The 16,748-nt window shown below is 42.7% G+C and carries 13 protein-coding genes; 8 read left to right on the top strand and 5 right to left on the bottom strand.

Translation table 11 applies throughout. The features are described from left to right. The first annotated feature begins 34 nt into the window (after positions 1 to 34). A complete protein-coding gene (glsA, locus tag V7K45_RS01740; protein ID WP_334999761.1) occupies positions 35 to 949 on the top strand; it encodes a glutaminase A in 915 nt (304 codons plus the stop codon). Here glsA and V7K45_RS01735 read toward each other — a convergent pair. Together V7K45_RS01735 and V7K45_RS01730 are read right to left on the bottom strand one after the other, a co-directional pair. After that, positions 914 to 2,713, bottom strand: coding sequence for an ATP-binding protein (locus V7K45_RS01735; RefSeq protein ID WP_334999759.1), 1,800 nt, complete (start codon positions 2,711 to 2,713; stop codon positions 914 to 916). The two genes, glsA and V7K45_RS01735, sit on opposite strands and share 36 nt — an antisense overlap. Positions 2,714 to 2,892: 179 nt before the next feature. Further along, positions 2,893 to 4,527 (bottom strand): hypothetical protein, encoded by a 1,635-nt coding sequence (locus V7K45_RS01730; protein ID WP_334999826.1) that lies wholly within the window; start codon positions 4,525 to 4,527, stop codon positions 2,893 to 2,895. A 537-nt stretch (positions 4,528 to 5,064) separates the two neighbouring features. Here V7K45_RS01730 and psaA point away from each other — a divergent pair. The 5 genes from psaA (at position 5,065) to V7K45_RS01705 (ending at position 11,306) form a co-directional block, all read left to right on the top strand. Next, a complete protein-coding gene (gene psaA / locus V7K45_RS01725) occupies positions 5,065 to 7,323 on the top strand; it encodes a photosystem I core protein PsaA (RefSeq protein WP_334999757.1) in 2,259 nt (752 codons plus the stop codon). A 120-nt stretch (positions 7,324 to 7,443) separates the two neighbouring features. Further along, positions 7,444 to 9,669 carry a photosystem I core protein PsaB gene (gene psaB, locus V7K45_RS01720; protein ID WP_334999755.1) on the top strand — a complete coding sequence of 742 codons (2,226 nt, stop codon included), beginning with the start codon at positions 7,444 to 7,446 and terminating at the stop codon, positions 9,667 to 9,669. Positions 9,670 to 9,800: 131 nt separating this feature from the next. Beyond that, complete coding sequence (locus V7K45_RS01715; RefSeq protein WP_334999753.1) at positions 9,801 to 10,133, top strand: hypothetical protein; 333 nt, start codon at positions 9,801 to 9,803, stop codon at positions 10,131 to 10,133. Further along, on the top strand, positions 10,123 to 10,320 hold the full coding sequence (locus V7K45_RS01710; RefSeq protein WP_334999751.1) for a hypothetical protein: 198 nt from the start codon (positions 10,123 to 10,125) through the stop codon (positions 10,318 to 10,320). Before V7K45_RS01715 ends, V7K45_RS01710 begins: the two co-directional genes overlap by 11 nt. Before the next feature lie 80 nt (positions 10,321 to 10,400). Further along, complete coding sequence (locus V7K45_RS01705) at positions 10,401 to 11,306, top strand: DNA-methyltransferase (RefSeq protein WP_334999749.1); 906 nt, start codon at positions 10,401 to 10,403, stop codon at positions 11,304 to 11,306. Positions 11,307 to 11,379: 73 nt separating this feature from the next. Here V7K45_RS01705 and V7K45_RS01700 read toward each other — a convergent pair whose 3' ends face one another. Continuing rightward, complete coding sequence (locus tag V7K45_RS01700; protein WP_334999747.1) at positions 11,380 to 11,574, bottom strand: hypothetical protein; 195 nt, start codon at positions 11,572 to 11,574, stop codon at positions 11,380 to 11,382. A 705-nt stretch (positions 11,575 to 12,279) separates the two neighbouring features. Here V7K45_RS01700 and V7K45_RS01695 point away from each other — a divergent pair. Both V7K45_RS01695 and V7K45_RS01690 read left to right on the top strand, forming a co-directional pair. Further along, positions 12,280 to 13,335 carry an SGNH/GDSL hydrolase family protein gene (locus V7K45_RS01695; protein WP_334999745.1) on the top strand — a complete coding sequence of 352 codons (1,056 nt, stop codon included), beginning with the start codon at positions 12,280 to 12,282 and terminating at the stop codon, positions 13,333 to 13,335. 63 nt (positions 13,336 to 13,398) lie between these two features. After that, positions 13,399 to 13,755, top strand: a complete 357-nt coding sequence (locus tag V7K45_RS01690; RefSeq protein WP_334999824.1) for a DUF4864 domain-containing protein — start codon at positions 13,399 to 13,401, stop codon at positions 13,753 to 13,755. A gap of 25 nt (positions 13,756 to 13,780) precedes the next feature. Here V7K45_RS01690 and larE read toward each other — a convergent pair whose 3' ends face one another. Both larE and hrmK read right to left on the bottom strand, forming a co-directional pair. Next, positions 13,781 to 14,608: an ATP-dependent sacrificial sulfur transferase LarE gene (gene larE / locus V7K45_RS01685; protein ID WP_334999822.1), complete on the bottom strand. Its 828-nt coding sequence runs from the start codon at positions 14,606 to 14,608 to the stop codon at positions 13,781 to 13,783. A 145-nt stretch (positions 14,609 to 14,753) separates the two neighbouring features. After that, positions 14,754 to 16,574 (bottom strand): hybrid histidine kinase/response regulator HrmK, encoded by a 1,821-nt coding sequence (hrmK, locus tag V7K45_RS01680; RefSeq protein ID WP_334999743.1) that lies wholly within the window; start codon positions 16,572 to 16,574, stop codon positions 14,754 to 14,756. Between the last annotated feature and the right edge of the window lie 174 nt (positions 16,575 to 16,748).

The following is a 16,748-nucleotide window of genomic DNA, read 5'->3' as shown; positions in this document are numbered from 1 at the left end:
GTCTCCTTAACCGAATCGTATTGCTATTTACACTTTGAAAAGACTTGAAAAATTAACTACTACGAAGTTATCAGCTTGGGTGCAGCTAGCTAAAACCCAAGTTGAACGAGGACAATTTGCCGATCGGATTCCGCGATTAGCTTTAGCCGATCCTAGTTGGTTTGCAGTTCACATCTGCTGTGAATCGGGGAAAAATATCAGCTTTGGCGATACCGCTTGTGTCTTCCCGCTAATGAGCGTCATTAAGACATTCTCTCTACTTTATTTGCTCGAACATCTAGGAGCAGAAACGATTTTCGGCTGGGTTGGGGTGGAACCATCAGATGCACCCTTCAATTCTTTAGAACAATTAATTAGCGATCGCGGTCATCCTCGCAACCCCATGATTAATAGTGGGGCCATTACCCTTGCTGATAAATTACCAGGAAAGGATGCCAATCAACGCACTCTTTTATTTTGTCAATGGCTCAACCAATTAGCAGGTTGTAAACTCAGGTTAGATGAGGAGATGCTAGCTTCAGTGCGATTAAGCCGCTCAACGGCTAATAAAGCGATCGCTAATTATCTCGCCCAAGCGGGTCATTTAGAAAATATTGAAACAGCACTTGATACTTATGAGCAAATATGTTGTATTGCTGGGCAAGTTGAAGATTTAGCCTTGTTAGGAAAACTGCTAGCTTATGAAAATAGCTATTTATCTTCACAAAACCGTCGGATTGTCAATGCTGTGATGTTAACTTGTGGGCTTTATGAAGCTTCTGCCGAGTTTGCAGTCAGAATTGGTTTACCGATGAAATCAGGGATTGGTGGTGGGCTTGTAGCAATAGTACCAGGTGAGGGAGCGATCGCTTGTTATAGTCCAACCTTGGATATTGTAGGAAATCCGGTAGCAGGGCTTGTTTTTGTTGAGGCTTTAGCACAAGAGTTGCAGTTGAGTATTTTTGGCTAAATCCTGCTGTTGAACGGGGAGAGAAATGATAAATTCCGTACCACTACCCACCTCAGATTTACAGATTAGTTGTCCTCCATGTTTTTCGACAACAATCTGATGACTAATCGAAAGTCCCATCCCAGTGCCAACGCCTGTTGGTTTGGTGGTAAAGAACATCTCAAAAATTTTCTCTTGAGTATCAGGGGCAATACCAGAACCGTTATCAGCAATACGGATAACTACCCAGTTTTTCTCTTGAAGTTCGGTAGCGATGGTAATTCGTGGGTTGTCTTGAATATTGTGCTGTTCCTCGACAGCATCAAGCGCATTATTGATAATATTCATGAACACTTGGTAAAGCGAGCTAGAAAAACCTTCAATATTATTGGGAATATCACCGTAGCAGCGCTCAATCGTAACGCCTTTTTTGATCTGGTTATTGAGGATGAGTAGCGTACTCTCAATACATTCATGCAAATTGACTGCATGGGCTTCTGCTTCATCTAGACGAGAGAAGTTTTTCAAACTCAAGACAATTTGCCGGACGCGATCGGCACCGAACTTCATTGACTGTAAAACTTTAGGTAAATCTTCTTCCACAAATTCTGCATCAATTTCAGTGGCGTGGTCTTGTACCGCTAGAGGTGGATTAGGTATTTCTTGGCGATAGGTTTGTAACAATGCTAATAAATCGTCTACATGCTCAATAGCAGGATCTAAATTGCCGTAGATAAAATTTACCGGATTATTAATTTCGTGGGCAATGCCAGCTACCATTCGTCCTAAACTAGACATTTTCTCACTTTGAAGCAATTGTGCTTCTTGCATTTGCTGCTGACGAAAGGCAGCTGCTTGCTGTTCTTCCAGCAAGCATTTAACCCTGTGCAAAACTTGGTTAAATGCAGTAGCAAGGATACCAATTTCATCTGTGGTCATGACGGGTGCTTGCAGCTCAAAGTTAGATTCTTTGGTGACTCGCTGCGCCACATTCGTCAGCACTTCGACAGGATGGGTAATGGTTCGACTTGTCAAAAAAGCTAAAAGAGTAGCAATTACTGCTGACAACAGAATGCTAGCAACAATAATTTGAATGCGTATTTGTGCGGCTGTTTTGAACGTTGTCGTTGCTGCTTGTAATTCTTGATAAGAAGCATTGATGACAGTGACTAGTTCATCGGAGATACTGTCAAACTTAAGTGCTAACTCACTATTGGTAAACTTCAACAGTCTTTGTTGTGCGATCGCAATTTTATTCTCAGTTAAAATCGATAAATCGAGTTGTTGAGATAGTTCCTCAAGTTGCTGCACATAAGTTTGTGTTATCCCTTCATAAGTTTTTAGAACTAAGGGAATATTCTCACTGTGTTTTTGGTTCGCATAATCGACAGTTTTTATATACGTTTCTAGTTCCAACCAAACCTGTTTAATTTCAGGTGCATGTGTATTGGTAATGTGGGTATATTCCTCTTTGTACAGCTTTAGATTTCCAACCAAGGGAATGAGTTGCTGCTGGTGCGTCCGGGTTTGCAGGATACTTGTCTGGAGACGATAGAGCAAATTGAGTTCCTTAAAAGCATTTTGTTGCTGCTGCAATGCCTGTTGCTGATAGCGATCTCCTAAAACTAACCCAATTGTAGTTCCGACAATTCCCACACCGAGAGCAAGACTGTAGCCAAATTTAATTTTGTTGCCAATACTCAGACCGTTGGTAATTTTTGATAACCAGCCTTTTCGGCTCGATTGTACGACGGCGATATCAGCATCTGGAATTTGGAAAGCCATATTAATCCTAAGTAAAATAAGAGTCAATGCTTACTTAGAATTCCCAGTTATTCAGTAAAAGCAAAAATTTTGAAATTTTCTAACACATATTGCTGAGTCCGATGAGGCAGAAGAAAAGTGATTTATTTCACTTTTCTGCTGCCTCTACTAGTCTTCAGGGTATAACTAAATCCTGTTTTTTATGGCTGTTGCACTTGTTTTTCGGGTAATTCAGTAGAAGGAGGTGTTGGCATAATAATTTCGGGTGCTGGAGATTCAATAATCTCTGGCAGCGTTGGTGGCAAACTAGGAGATGGGGCAACCGTTACTTGGGGAGTAGGTGTCTTGGTCGTTCGACGTTGAAAAAATCCACCAAATCTAGATTTTGCTGGCTGAGGCGCAACTTTTTCGGGTAACGGCTTTGATTCAGGAGTTGGCGTTACCTCTGGCTGTGGTTCTGGTGTTGGCGTAATAATTTCTGGTGCAGGAGACTCAATAATCTCTGGTAGCGTAGGTGGCAAACTAGGAGATGGTACAACTGGTGCTTCTGGAGTGGGAACTTTGCCAGTCCCACGGTTAAAAAATCCACCAAATCTAGGTTTTGTTGTCTGAGGCGTTACTTTTTCAGGTAACGGTGTTGATTCGGGAGTTGGTATTACCTCCGGCTGTGGTTCTGGTGCTGGAGGCTCAATAATTTCTGGTAGTGTCGGTGGCAAGCTGGGAGATGGTGTAGCCGTGGGAACTTCTAATTTTGGTTGTTCTGGTTGTGTTTTGGATTTTTCTGGAATTTCAGTTTCAGGAATTGGCTGTTTTTCTACCTTGGGCTGTGTTGGAGGTGTTTTTTCAACAGGTGTGGGTGTGGGTGCAAGTTTATAATTCGGGTCTACAATACCACGTACCTCATCTGCTGTGAGTTCTCCTCTGACAATTCTCGACAGAGTATCTTTACCCTTTGGCTGGTAGTCAATCAATCTAACTGTAGTATTAAAAGCATTTTTGACCGCATTTCCCTGATTATCGAGAAATTCTAGCTTTACCCAGTTTTTCCCTGGACGGAAGCCTTTAAGGTAAACTGCTTGCCAGCGATCGAAAATAAAGCTTTCATCATTAATAGTGGAGCGGATGCGCCAATCACTGAACTCGTCGTTGGGGTTTTCCTTACCAACAAGGTGCAGAGGGGCGTTAGTTAAGTAAAAGTCCAATAAGATTGGTTCTGCCCCGTAGCTACTTTGAGGACGGCTGTAAGTCAGCAGGGGTAATTTAGGATCTGGGGTGTTGTCGTCGGTTTTGGTGAAGACGTGAAATGTTGTTTGGGCATAAGCGCCTTCATTCTTAAAGCTTTCATGCCAAGGACGAGAGGCAAAGACACGCAAGGTATGACTACCTGGAGACAAGTCTGGCAAAACTAAGGGTTGATTCAGGTCGTAAACAGGTATATAAGGTTGATTATCCAGAATTACGTGTAAATGTGGCCCCAGTTGTAATTGTGGGTCTTTAAATATCGGTAGATCCTTAACCTGAAAACTGGCTGTAACTTTGTTGTCTTGAAGAACTTCATCAAATTTTGGAGTAACAATTGTCACTTGTGGCTGATAAACTTCCAAAATTGGACGCAGTTCTTGAATAACAGATGGAGGAGAAACTTCCGAAAATTGCTTTGAAATTTGAGAAATCTTTGGAGAGTTTTCTTTATAGCCAGTAGATACTTCCTGGCTGTCGGCTTTCTCACCGCAACTAGTCAAGCTTAATACCAGCACTAATATCATTACCCACCTGAGAATCGGGAACCTCTGAGGGAGGAGCTTCTCTAACACCCTTTTCTGCCACGAGTTCATGCGTTGCACCCAGTGATAGTCTTCGACAATTGACAGATTATTTTGGCTCAAACTGTCCATTTGGAACTATAGCCCAAAAGGTGAAATCTGCCTCACATCCTATAAGTTTTCCTTTATATCTCATCAAATTTTAAAATAAGTCATATTCTCTACAGCGTTTTTCTTGCAAAAATTGAAATATGACATAAATATTCATGAGTAATCGCAGTAAAAGTTGGGACATCAGCTACATACAACCAAACCATAAATTTTACGAATTGTTATTGTTTGTAAATTAAATAGCTAAACTATTGACTTTTGGACAAAAAGTTTGAAGTTAAAAGCCAGTTAAGGCATGAATTTCAGCAATATTTGAGCAAGTTTGAATTATTGTTAAAATATCTCTAACAATGTACAAGTGAAGACTCTATAATTCAACGAGAAACAACTCTCCACATCGGGTCTTGATCGCGGCTTCAGTAAAATTCTGGAGTATGCGGTAATGGTTCATTTTGTGGTATACATGATTCCTCATTCCTTATCAAGAGAGGAGGTCGAATGACAATAAGTCCTCCGGAGCGAGAGGAAAAAAAGGCAAGAGTAATCGTCGATAACGATCCAGTTCCAACCTCATTCGAGAGATGGGCGCAACCTGGACACTTTGACAGATCCTTAGCCAGAGGTCCCAAAACCACCACATGGATTTGGAACCTGCACGCACTCGCCCATGATTTTGATACACATACAAGCGATTTAGAAGACATTTCCCGCAAGATATTCTCAGCCCACTTCGGCCACTTGGCAGTAGTGACAATCTGGTTGAGCGGGATGATTTTCCACGGCGCGAAGTTTTCTAACTACGAAGCTTGGCTAAGCGACCCGTTGAACGTTAAGCCTAGTGCTCAAGTTGTTTGGCCCATTGTGGGACAAGACATTCTAAACGGTGATGTTGGCGGTGGTTTCCACGGTATTCAAATCACCTCCGGTTTGTTCCAAGTATGGCGTGGCTGGGGTATCACAAACTCCTTCCAGCTTTACGTGACTGCGATCGGTGGATTGGTATTAGCAGGCTTGTTCCTATTTGCCGGCTGGTTCCACTACCACAAACGCGCTCCCAAACTGGAATGGTTCCAGAATGTGGAATCGATGCTGAATCACCACTTGCAAGTACTGCTAGGTTGTGGTTCCTTGGGATGGGCAGGTCACTTAATCCACGTGTCCGCACCGACCAACAAGCTTTTGGATGCAGGCGTTGCTCTCAAAGACATACCCCTGCCCCACGAGTTCATCTTGAACAAAGACTTGTTGACCGAACTGTACCCTGGCTTTGCAGCTGGTTTAGCACCTTTCTTCACCTTGAACTGGGGTCAGTATGCTGACTTCCTTACCTTCAAGGGCGGTCTGAACCCGGTAACAGGCGGCTTGTGGTTGACTGATATTTCTCATCACCACTTAGCGATCGCAGTTCTCTTTATCGTTGCTGGTCATCAGTACCGTACCAACTGGGGTATTGGTCACAGTATTAAAGAGATCCTGGAAAACCATAAAGGTCCTTTCACCGGTGAAGGTCACAAAGGTCTCTACGAAAACCTGACCTCATCTTGGCACGCTCAATTGGCTACTAACCTAGCCTTCTTGGGTTCGCTGACCATCATCATCGCGCATCACATGTACGCGATGCCCCCCTATCCATATTTGGCAACTGATTACGCTACACAGTTGTGCATATTCACTCACCATATTTGGATTGGTGGCTTCTTGATTGTTGGTGGAGCAGCTCACGCTGCAATCTTCATGGTGCGGGATTACGATCCAGTTGTGAATCAAAACAACTTGCTGGATCGGGTGATTCGTCATCGTGACGCGATTATTTCTCACCTGAACTGGGTGTCTATTTTCCTCGGCTTCCATAGCTTTGGACTTTACATCCACAACGACACAATGCGTGCATTGGGTCGTCCTCAAGACTTGTTCTCTGATACAGGGATTCAATTGCAGCCAGTATTTGCCCAGTGGATACAAAATATCCATGCCTTGGCTCCTGGTACAACTGCACCCAATGCCCTAGAACCAGTTAGCTATGTCTTTGGCGGCGGTGTCTTGGCTGTTGGCGGTAAAGTGGCAGCTGCACCCATTGTTTTGGGCACAGCGGACTTCCTAATTCACCACATTCACGCCTTCACCATTCACGTCACCGTCCTAATTCTGCTCAAAGGTGTACTATACGCCCGTAGCTCTCGTCTGATTCCAGACAAAGCAAACCTGGGCTTCCGCTTCCCTTGCGACGGCCCCGGTCGTGGCGGTACCTGTCAAGTCTCTGGTTGGGATCACGTATTCCTCGGACTTTTCTGGATGTACAACTCCCTGTCTATTGTAATTTTCCACTTCAGCTGGAAGATGCAATCAGATGTGTGGGGAACCGTAGATGCAGATGGGACTGTAACTCACATCACTGGTGGTAACTTTGCCCAAAGTGCTATTACCATCAACGGTTGGTTACGAGACTTCTTGTGGGCACAAGCTACACAAGTCATCAATTCCTATGGCAGCGCGCTATCTGCCTATGGTCTACTCTTCTTAGGCGCTCACTTTGTCTGGGCATTCAGCTTGATGTTCCTGTTCAGTGGTCGCGGCTACTGGCAAGAACTGATTGAGTCCATTGTTTGGGCGCATAACAAACTGAAGGTAGCACCAGCAATTCAGCCTCGCGCTCTGAGCATTATTCAGGGTCGGGCTGTAGGGGTAGCTCACTACCTCTTGGGAGGAATTGCCACAACTTGGGCATTCTTCCATGCACACATCCTTTCAGTAGGGTAGCAATCAGTTGTGGAGTGCTGAGTGCTGAGTGCTGAGAAAATACTCAAAACTTGGTACTCAGAACTCAGGACTCTAGACGCTGATATTTGATGGCTAAAGGTCAGAGGATTTATTAAACCTATGGCGACAAAATTTCCGAAATTTAGCCAGGATCTCGCACAGGACCCGACGACTCGTCGGATATGGTATGCGATCGCTACAGGCAACGACTTTGAAACCCATGATGGCATGACGGAAGAAAATCTTTACCAAAAGATTTTCGCAACTCACTTCGGTCACTTGGCAATCATCTTCCTGTGGGCATCCAGCCTCCTGTTCCACGTAGCCTGGCAAGGTAACTTTGAACAGTGGATTAAAGATCCCCTTCACATCCGTCCCATCGCCCATGCGATTTGGGATCCCCACTTTGGTAAACCAGCGATCGAAGCTTTTACCCAAGCTGGCGCTAGCAATCCGGTAAACATTACCTACTCTGGTCTCTACCATTGGTGGTATACCATCGGTATGCGGAATAACGGCGAACTGTACAACGGTTCAGTGTTCTTGCTATTATTCGCTGCTGTATTATTGTTTGCTGGTTGGCTGCATTTGCAACCCAAGTACCGTCCTAGCTTGGCATGGTTTAAGAGCGCTGAACATCGCCTAAACCACCACTTAGCAGGTTTGTTTGGTGTTAGTTCCTTGGCATGGGCTGGTCACTTAATTCACGTTGCTGTCCCCGAATCTCGCGGTCAGCACGTAGGTTGGGATAACTTCCTGAATACCCCACCCCACCCAGCAGGTTTGACACCATTCTTTACAGGCAATTGGGGTGTTTACTCTCAAAACCCTGACACTCCTGGACATATCTTCGGGACATCGCAAGGTGCAGGAACTGCAATTCTGAGTTTCTTGGGTGGTTTCCATCCCCAGACAGAAGCTTTGTGGCTGACTGACATAGCTCATCACCACCTAGCGATCGCAGTTTTATTCATTGTTGCTGGTCACATGTACCGGACAAACTTTGGGATTGGTCACAGTCTTAAAGAAGCCTTGAATGCCAAGAATTTCTTTGGTATTCCTGTTGAAGGACCGTTCAACCTACCTCACCAAGGTATCTACGACACCTACAACAACTCCCTGCACTTCCAATTGGGATGGCACTTAGCAGCGCTAGGTGTTGTTACTTCCCTGGTAGCGCAGCACATGTACTCCATGCCTTCTTACGCATTTATTGCGAAGGACTACACAACTCAGGCAGCGTTGTACACGCATCACCAGTATATTGCTGGATTCCTGATGCTCGGTGCTTTTGCTCACGGAGCAATCTTCTGGGTACGTGACTACGATCCAGAGCAAAATAAAGGCAACGTACTTGAGCGCGTGCTGAAGCACAAAGAAGCGATTATTTCCCACCTTAGCTGGGTATCCCTTTTCTTGGGCTTCCACACCCTCAGCTTGTACGTCCACAACGATGTAGTGGTTGCTTTCGGCACTCCTGAAAAGCAAATCTTGATTGAGCCAGTATTTGCTCAATTCGTCCAAGCTGCAAACGGTAAAGTACTGTACGGTTTAGACACCTTGCTATCTAACCCAGATAGTATTGCTTACACAGCATGGCCCAACTACGCTAACGTTTGGTTGCCAGGCTGGTTAGATGCCATCAATGCTGGTACTAACTCCCTGTTCTTGACAATTGGCCCTGGCGACTTCTTGGTACACCATGCGATCGCTTTGGGTCTGCACACCACCACCTTGATCTTGGTCAAAGGTGCTTTGGATGCCCGTGGTTCTAAGCTGATGCCCGATAAAAAGGACTTCGGCTATGCCTTCCCTTGTGACGGCCCTGGTCGTGGCGGTACTTGCGACATCTCAGGTTGGGATTCCTTCTACCTAGCTGCGTTCTGGATGCTCAATACCCTTGGTTGGGTTACGTTCTACTGGCATTGGAAGCATTTAGGTATTTGGCAAGGCAACGTAGCCCAGTTCAATGAGAACTCTACATATCTCATGGGCTGGTTCCGCGATTACCTCTGGGCTAACTCTGCTCAGTTGATTAACGGTTACAACCCTTACGGCGTGAATAACCTGTCTGTCTGGGCTTGGATGTTCCTGTTCGGACACCTCGTTTGGGCAACTGGCTTCATGTTCTTAATCTCCTGGAGAGGTTACTGGCAAGAGTTGATTGAAACCCTTGTTTGGGCACACGAACGCACTCCTCTAGCTAACCTAGTTCGCTGGAAAGATAAGCCCGTGGCTCTGTCTATCGTTCAAGGTCGTGTAGTTGGTCTAGCTCACTTCACAGTTGGCTACATCGTCACTTACGCCGCATTCTTGATTGCTTCTACTGCTGGTAAGTTCGGTTAATTCGGCTGCTAGTTTTGTAGATAAGTAATAAAAATCCCCTGCCGCAAGGTGGGGGATTTTTTGTAGAATTAGTTAAGTTTAAATTTACAGTAATAGAAGTTGAAGGTGCTATAAAAGTAAATGGAAAGAAAATGCAATTCCAACAAAAATCTATTATCAAAGAAAATTGGTGGCTGATGTCATGTAGTTTTCCTAACTTAAATTGGGCAAGGTTAAGAACTTACGATGATTTATCCGCTGAAATATTAGATTGTGATGGTTCTAAATACACATTTTCTAATGAAGAAGAAGCACGTTACTTCTTAATGGAGGATGAATTCACGCAATTTGAATCACTCGATCGAGAAGATGAACAAGAAATCGGTATCTCGTTATCTCTGATACATATCCCAAAAGGAAAAAACGAAAGGGAGTTAATAGAAAAAATGTATGTAAAACAAACCGAAATACGAAATGAACACTAAACTTGTTGAATCACTCTTGCAAGTTATCCTATCTCTCTCTCATGAGGAGCGATCGCTCTTGGAAGAAAAACTATTTTTCGATTCATCAGCGCCTTCAACTCGTGATTTAATGCTACTTGCCCAAGCTGGAGGAGCCTTTAACTTTCTTGAAAATGAACCAGACATATACTCACTTGACGACGGATAGAAAAATAACTTTTAAAATAAAATATCCAGACAATATCAAAACAAGTTATAACTATAAAAAATGAGATAATTTTATAACTATTGCAAGAAGAACAAATAACGCCACCAAAAGAAATAATTTTTAATCCCTCTTATACCCAACAAAACGGAGCCGCATATTTAGGTGATAGCCTTAAACTTATTAAATTCATTGATGATAATAGTATTAATTTAATTATCACCTCACCTCCATTCGCACTCATCCGAAAAAAAGAATATGGTAACGAAACTGCTGAAAAATATATTGAGTGGTTTCTACCTTTTGCATCCGAATTTAAAAGAGTACTGGCAGATAATGGCTCATTCGTACTAGATTTAGGTGGTGCTTATTTACCTGGTAATCCTGTGCGAAGTATTTACCAATACGAGCTTTTAGTTAGATTATGTAAGGAAGTGGGTTTCTTTCTTGCTCAAGAATTCTACCACTATAATCCGGCTCGACTGCCAAGCCCTGCTGAGTGGGTGACAATCAGGCGGATTCGTGTGAAAGATTCTGTAAACACAGTTTGGTGGTTGTCTAAAACACCAAATCCTAAAGCAGATAACAGAAAAGTTTTAAAGCCCTATAGCCAAAGTATGAAACAGTTACTCAAAAATGGCTATAAAGCAAAAATACGTCCTAGTGGACATGATATTTCTGATAAATTTCAAAAAGATAATCAAGGTGCAATTCCGCCAAATTTGCTAGAAATTGCTAATACTGAATCCAATAGTGCTTATTTACGACGCTGCAAAACAGCAGAAATTAGACCCCATCCAGCACGTTTTCCTCAAGGGTTCGCCGAGTTTTTCATTAAATTTTTAACTGATGAAGGTGATATGGTATTAGATCCATTTGCAGGTTCTAATACAACCGGCTTTGTTGCTGAAACTCTGCAACGCCGATGGATATCTTTTGAAATTAATGAAAATTATGTAATGGGAAGTCGTTATCGATTTAGCCAATAACCAAATTAAGTAAAGAGTCAGGAGTGAGAAGTTAAAATTGATAACTTATAACTCTTAACTCATAGCTACTCAATTAAATTTCTCCATTCACCTGCATTTGATGAACTCGATCGGCTAGCTCTTGACGACCTCGATCATCTAGTTGATCAATAGCTAACATACCCATTAGAATAACTTCTTTCAGGGTCAAACGTGTGGAATGTGCCTGTTTTTGCACAATCTCTTTAATAATGGGACTGACACCAATCGCTGTACTAGCTCTAGCCACAGAAGAAAAGGAAACACTAATGATTCAGCCTAAATCTTAGCACTTTCAATGAGGTTATTCTCTAGAGTTAAAACTTAATTTAAGTGTGTTTCAACTCATACTTCAATGAGTAAACAGAAATTTGAAATTACGTATAGTAAGTTATCAAATTCTCAGTATGGCACCTGATACTTGCTCATTGGCGACACGTTATCGTATGATATCAATATTCTCAACAGTTAAAATTTTGCCTATTTTTTCCAAATTTTCACTAAGTTCCCAATCGTCATATTATCGTCATATTAAAGATACGAGCTAATACGCGATCGCGACAATTAACTGAAATTGAGAAACCTAAAATCTGATGTTTATTTCACATATTAGCAACACCAAAAGCAAAAATCTCTGTCCTAAGATCCTCAAAAATCACGAACTAATGGCCAGTTTACAAACCTAGTTATATTTGTGATAACTGAGTTAGAAAAAGCGAGCGGCTGATGAAAACAGTGCTTTCAGTAGAAGTATTCGCACAAATAAGACTTGTATACCACCGAGAAAACCGTACTTTAAAGAGATCGTAAATTGTCAAATATAATCTCATGAACACGCTTTACAGAACTATACAGCGTAAATAAGAATAATAACTTAACCGAAGTAAAATTTTCCTGAATACAGGCAATTAATGCCGTCATAAGGAAAAGCAGTGAGTAGAGGAGAGACAAAGCGATGAGGGACCCTTATCTGTTGGCAGCAGGCTTGTTAACAGGATTAGCAATACCAGCATCGGCTCTTCCACATCTGTCGATTGTCCTGCCAGAAAGTTCTAGATTCCTGTGGGATTTAAAACAAGGTTCGCAGACAATAGTCAGTACAAAAATTATCAATAGCGTCGATCTCTCCTTACCCGAACTCAGCGGCCAAGCGTTCCAACCCCTAAAAAGTTCGCAGCCAATAGTAAGTGAGAAAAACGTCCCTAGCGTACCAGAATTCAGCAGTCAGGGATTACCAGCATCAACAGAGTCATCACTCAACCCCAGCACCCAAGCAACTAGCCTCTTATTGACATCTGGAAATCAACTTTACTACCAAAGATTGGCAGCTCTGAAAACAGGTCAGATTTATACACGCGTAGATAGTGATAATTTGCAATCATTGTGGGAGTCGATCAAGAAACGTCAGCTAACTTATGACGACTGGAAAAGTTTACTAGCTTTAGAAGCTAGAGCGATCGCTCAAGGTCAAGGTGCCAATCATCTAAGTATCTTAGTTGGTGATTCTTTGAGTATGTGGTTTCCCAGAGAAAAACTGCCTGCTGGTAAATTGTGGCTGAATCAAGGCATATCTGGAGATACTTCTACTGGCGTTTTAAAAAGATTGGGGGCATTTTCAGCAACGCGGCCAGATGTGATTTACATCATGGCTGGGATTAACGACCTACGAAAAGGCGCTAGTGATGAAACAATTTTGCATAATTATCGCCGGATTGTTCGGCGTTTACGCGAGACTCACCCCAAAGCTCAAATCATTGTCCAATCAATTTTGCCTACTCGCCTACCAAAAATTTCCAATAGCCGTATTCGTCACCTCAACATCCAACTAACCGCGATCGCTAAACAAGAAGGTGCTAATTATCTCAATATTTATAGCTGGTTTACGGATATGGAAGGCAATTTGCGCCCAGAGTTGACCACAGATGGGTTGCACCTGTCTCAAGAGGGATATGATGTGTGGCGAACGGCACTACAGCAGATAGAATACACACTCACTCAGCGTCAGAATTGAGCGATCGTGCCGACACTTGCTGCAATGTCTACGATGGGCTGCGCCTACGCAATTTCTAAATTTATGGAAGTTACTGATACTGATGCCATTAACATACGTTCTGTAATTGAATACCAATTAGCAGCCTTTAAAAAAGATGATGCCCAAGGCGCTTTTGCCTTTGCTAGTCCGGCGATTCAGGCACAATTCGCAACCCCAGAAAATTTTATGCAGATGGTAAAAACAAGCTACCGAGCAGTATACCGTCCTCGTTCTGTATTTTTTGAGAAAATAACAACCATCCAGGGAAATATAACTCAACCAGTGCTGCTACTTGCTCCTGATGGAGTCCCCTTGAGGGCTTTATATTTTATGGAAAAACAGCCCAATAATATCTGGAGAATTGACGGTTGCTTTCTAGTTTCTCTAGATGGTAAATAAACTTTATATTTATAGAACTGAAATCCTATACTTTAACGCCCAAGGCTTCCCTATTTAAAACCTGATTTAACTTACCGCTACGATAACCTTCTAAATCTAAGGTTACGTAGATAAATCCAAAATCTTGAAATGCCGAAACTAGTGTTTGTAAATCGTTAGTTAATACAAACTCTTTGATTTGTTCTGGTGGTAATTCAATACGTGCTGTATCCCCTTCCGATCGCACGCGTAAATTCTGCCAACCTAGCTTTCGCAGATAAATTTCTCCTCTGCCAACTCGTTGCAACTTAGCGACAGTAATTTCTTCACCGTAAGGAAACCGAGAACTGAGACAAGGTTGAGCAGGTTTATCCCACCAAGGTAAACCGAGTTGTTGCGAAAGTTGGCGAACTTCAACTTTAGTGACACCCACTTCTGCTAAAGGCGATCGCGCCCCTCTTTCTTTCGCCGCTTGAATTCCTGGGCGATAATCATGCAAATCATCAGCATTTACCCCATCCACCACATAAGGATAACCCAACTGTAAAGCTAAAGGTTTGAGGGTATCGTGCAACTCACTTTTGCAAAAATAACAGCGATTAACCGGGTTAGAAGTGTAATTGGGATTTTCCATCTCGTGAGTCTGGACGATTTTATGAGGAATCCCAATTGTTGCAGCTTGAATTTTCGCGTCTTCCAATTCTTCTGGTAACAGCGAAGGAGAAACAGCCGTGACAGCCAAAGCGCGATCGCCCAACACATCATAAGCAATTTTGGCAACCAAAGTGCTATCAACGCCCCCAGAGTAGGCAATCAACGCCTGCTCCATTTCTGTAAATAAGGCTCTTAATTGCTCAAATTTTTCTGTCAGCATCATTTCCCAATCCTGCCAAAACCCTACAGCACCCAATCATTTATATTGTAGTCATTAGTTATAGAGCATTGGGCATTGGGCATTGGGAATGGGTTATTTATTCTCCTCACCTCCCCTGCTTTCTCGTCTCCTCTGCCTCTCTTCTCTATATTGGCGGTTTGCTGTACTTAGCCACCAGACTAGCTAAAAGTGGTAAATCAATTGGTTTAGAAATATAGTCATTTACTCCAGCAGCTAGACAAGTTTCGCGATCGCCTTTCATCGCCATTGCTGTTTGAACAATTACCGGAATCGTCCGATATTGCTGATGTTCTCGCAGTTGTTGTACCAAGTTAAGACCATTTCCATCTGCCAAACAAACATCCATTAAAATCACTGCTGGATCTAACTGTGCTAGAGCTTCCCACATCTCGTCAGCATTTTTAACCCAAGTCACTTGATACCCCAATTTACGTAGATAAATTTGCATCAAATCAGCATTGGGTAAATCATTTTCTACCAGCAAAATTTCTACAGAGGAACTAGGTGTCAAAGGCAGAGGAAATGAGGAAAAATTTGCTTCCCCTGCTTCCTCATCTACCCTGACTTCCATCTCTTGTTTAAGGGGAAGTACAAGAGTAAAACGGGAACCACGATCCATTTCAGATTCAACTTTCACCCAACCACCGTGAATTTGGGCGAGTTTCTGAGTCACTGCTAAACCCAAACCAGTGCCTTCAATACCATCTGCTACGGCCTTGGCAATTTGGAAATATGGTTGAAACAGTTGAACTTGGTCTTCTTGGGAAATGCCAGTGCCAGTATCCCAAACTGTAAAATGCACAAATACACCTTTGGAAGCAATCTGTAAGCCAACACTTCCTTTACTGGTAAACTTTAGGGCGTTGAAGAGTAAATTCAACAACATTTGCTTGAGTCGTAAGGGGTCAGCTACTAAGGTTGTAATATCGGGTTCAAGTTCTAGACACAGTTTCAAACCCTTATTAGCAGCTTTCTCTTTCACCAATGCCAAAACATTGTTACACAGCAGTGGCACATCTACTGTTTCCCACTGTACTTCTAGCTGATTTGCTTCAATTTTAGAGAGATCCAAAATATCATTAATCAGAGCTAGTAAGTGTTTACCGCTAGACTGAATGATATTTAAATACTCTTGCTGCCGTTCTTTAGTTGGTTCGTACCCTGGAGCTAAAAGCAGATGGGTAAACCCAATAATGGAACTAAGCGGTGTGCGAATTTCGTGGCTGGTATTTGCCAGAAATTGATTTTTCAGTTGATTGGTGCGCTCCAATTCTTGATTAGAGTTACTTAACTGTTGACACCGTTGCGGCCAAGACAGGATGTGTCTAAGTTGAACCAAGGCTGTACTACAGCATTTGGCAGACCTTGCCATCAATTGCGATCTGAGTTGAACTTGCGATTCTATGAGCGACTCATGATGAGAACTTCGGGATGCTGTGGCAATAATTAGCCAGCCCATAACGCTGCCAGAATCATCAGCCAACCGCCAAGCGCTCGGTAGTTGTTGATTCTCAAGCTGTTGCAAATCTTCAAGTTTTATCACCTCTTGCAATCTCAACAGCAGCTTTTTTTCTGCTGTCAGCACTTCTAGAAATAAAGGTGGTGAATTTGGAGATGAAGAAGGAGAAACATAGCAAACAGTGGCAACATTTTCTTGTGGTTGACAGATAGCGATGCCTACGGCACATTCTGTGAGTGCCAGATTACTGCTGTAAACAGCACTGTTAATCTCGTTAACCACGGTTTGGAAAATTTCCGCTTGTGCGGCTTCTGCCTGTGGGACAGTATTACAAGCAGAAAGCAAGCAATCATTAAGGCGACTTTGCAATTGGTTTAAGCTGCTCTCCAGCCACAGTTGCGCGCGAAGTTGCTCAATTGTTGTCAAAAGTTTTGGCGTTAAATCTATCAGTGAGTTCTGGTCTGGTAAGCTTGAATACTGCTGCATGGTCAACTAGACCGCTGAACAAGTTTAGCTACGCATAAAAATCCCAACAGGATTTTATGTATATTAGCGGACAATTCTTTTTTATTTATAAACGATAACTTATGTTGTTATAAACCATAACTTATGATGTCGAGTTTAGCAGCTAGTCCAGAAAAAAATTATTGTAAGAACCAC

The organism is Nostoc sp. (genome assembly GCF_036917375.1).
Lineage (GTDB): Bacteria > Cyanobacteriota > Cyanobacteriia > Cyanobacteriales > Nostocaceae > Nostoc.
Note: the sequence above shows the minus strand (reverse complement) of the source record. Positions and strands in the feature narration are given on the sequence as shown.

Excerpts from the sequence above, each read along its gene's own strand:
- larE (WP_334999822.1), bottom strand. The coding sequence starts at position 14,608 with ATGCTGACAGAAAAATTTGAGCAATTAAGAGCCTTATTTACAGAAATG.
- psaA (WP_334999757.1), top strand. The coding sequence starts at position 5,065 with ATGACAATAAGTCCTCCGGAGCGAGAGGAAAAAAAGGCAAGAGTAATC.
- V7K45_RS01715 (WP_334999753.1), top strand. The coding sequence starts at position 9,801 with ATGCAATTCCAACAAAAATCTATTATCAAAGAAAATTGGTGGCTGATG.
- V7K45_RS01710 (WP_334999751.1), top strand. The coding sequence starts at position 10,123 with ATGAACACTAAACTTGTTGAATCACTCTTGCAAGTTATCCTATCTCTC.
- V7K45_RS01690 (WP_334999824.1), top strand. The coding sequence starts at position 13,399 with ATGGAAGTTACTGATACTGATGCCATTAACATACGTTCTGTAATTGAA.
- V7K45_RS01735 (WP_334999759.1), bottom strand. The coding sequence starts at position 2,713 with ATGGCTTTCCAAATTCCAGATGCTGATATCGCCGTCGTACAATCGAGC.
- hrmK (WP_334999743.1), bottom strand. The coding sequence starts at position 16,574 with ATGCAGCAGTATTCAAGCTTACCAGACCAGAACTCACTGATAGATTTA.
- V7K45_RS01695 (WP_334999745.1), top strand. The coding sequence starts at position 12,280 with ATGAGGGACCCTTATCTGTTGGCAGCAGGCTTGTTAACAGGATTAGCA.
- psaB (WP_334999755.1), top strand. The coding sequence starts at position 7,444 with ATGGCGACAAAATTTCCGAAATTTAGCCAGGATCTCGCACAGGACCCG.
- V7K45_RS01730 (WP_334999826.1), bottom strand. The coding sequence starts at position 4,527 with ATGAACTCGTGGCAGAAAAGGGTGTTAGAGAAGCTCCTCCCTCAGAGG.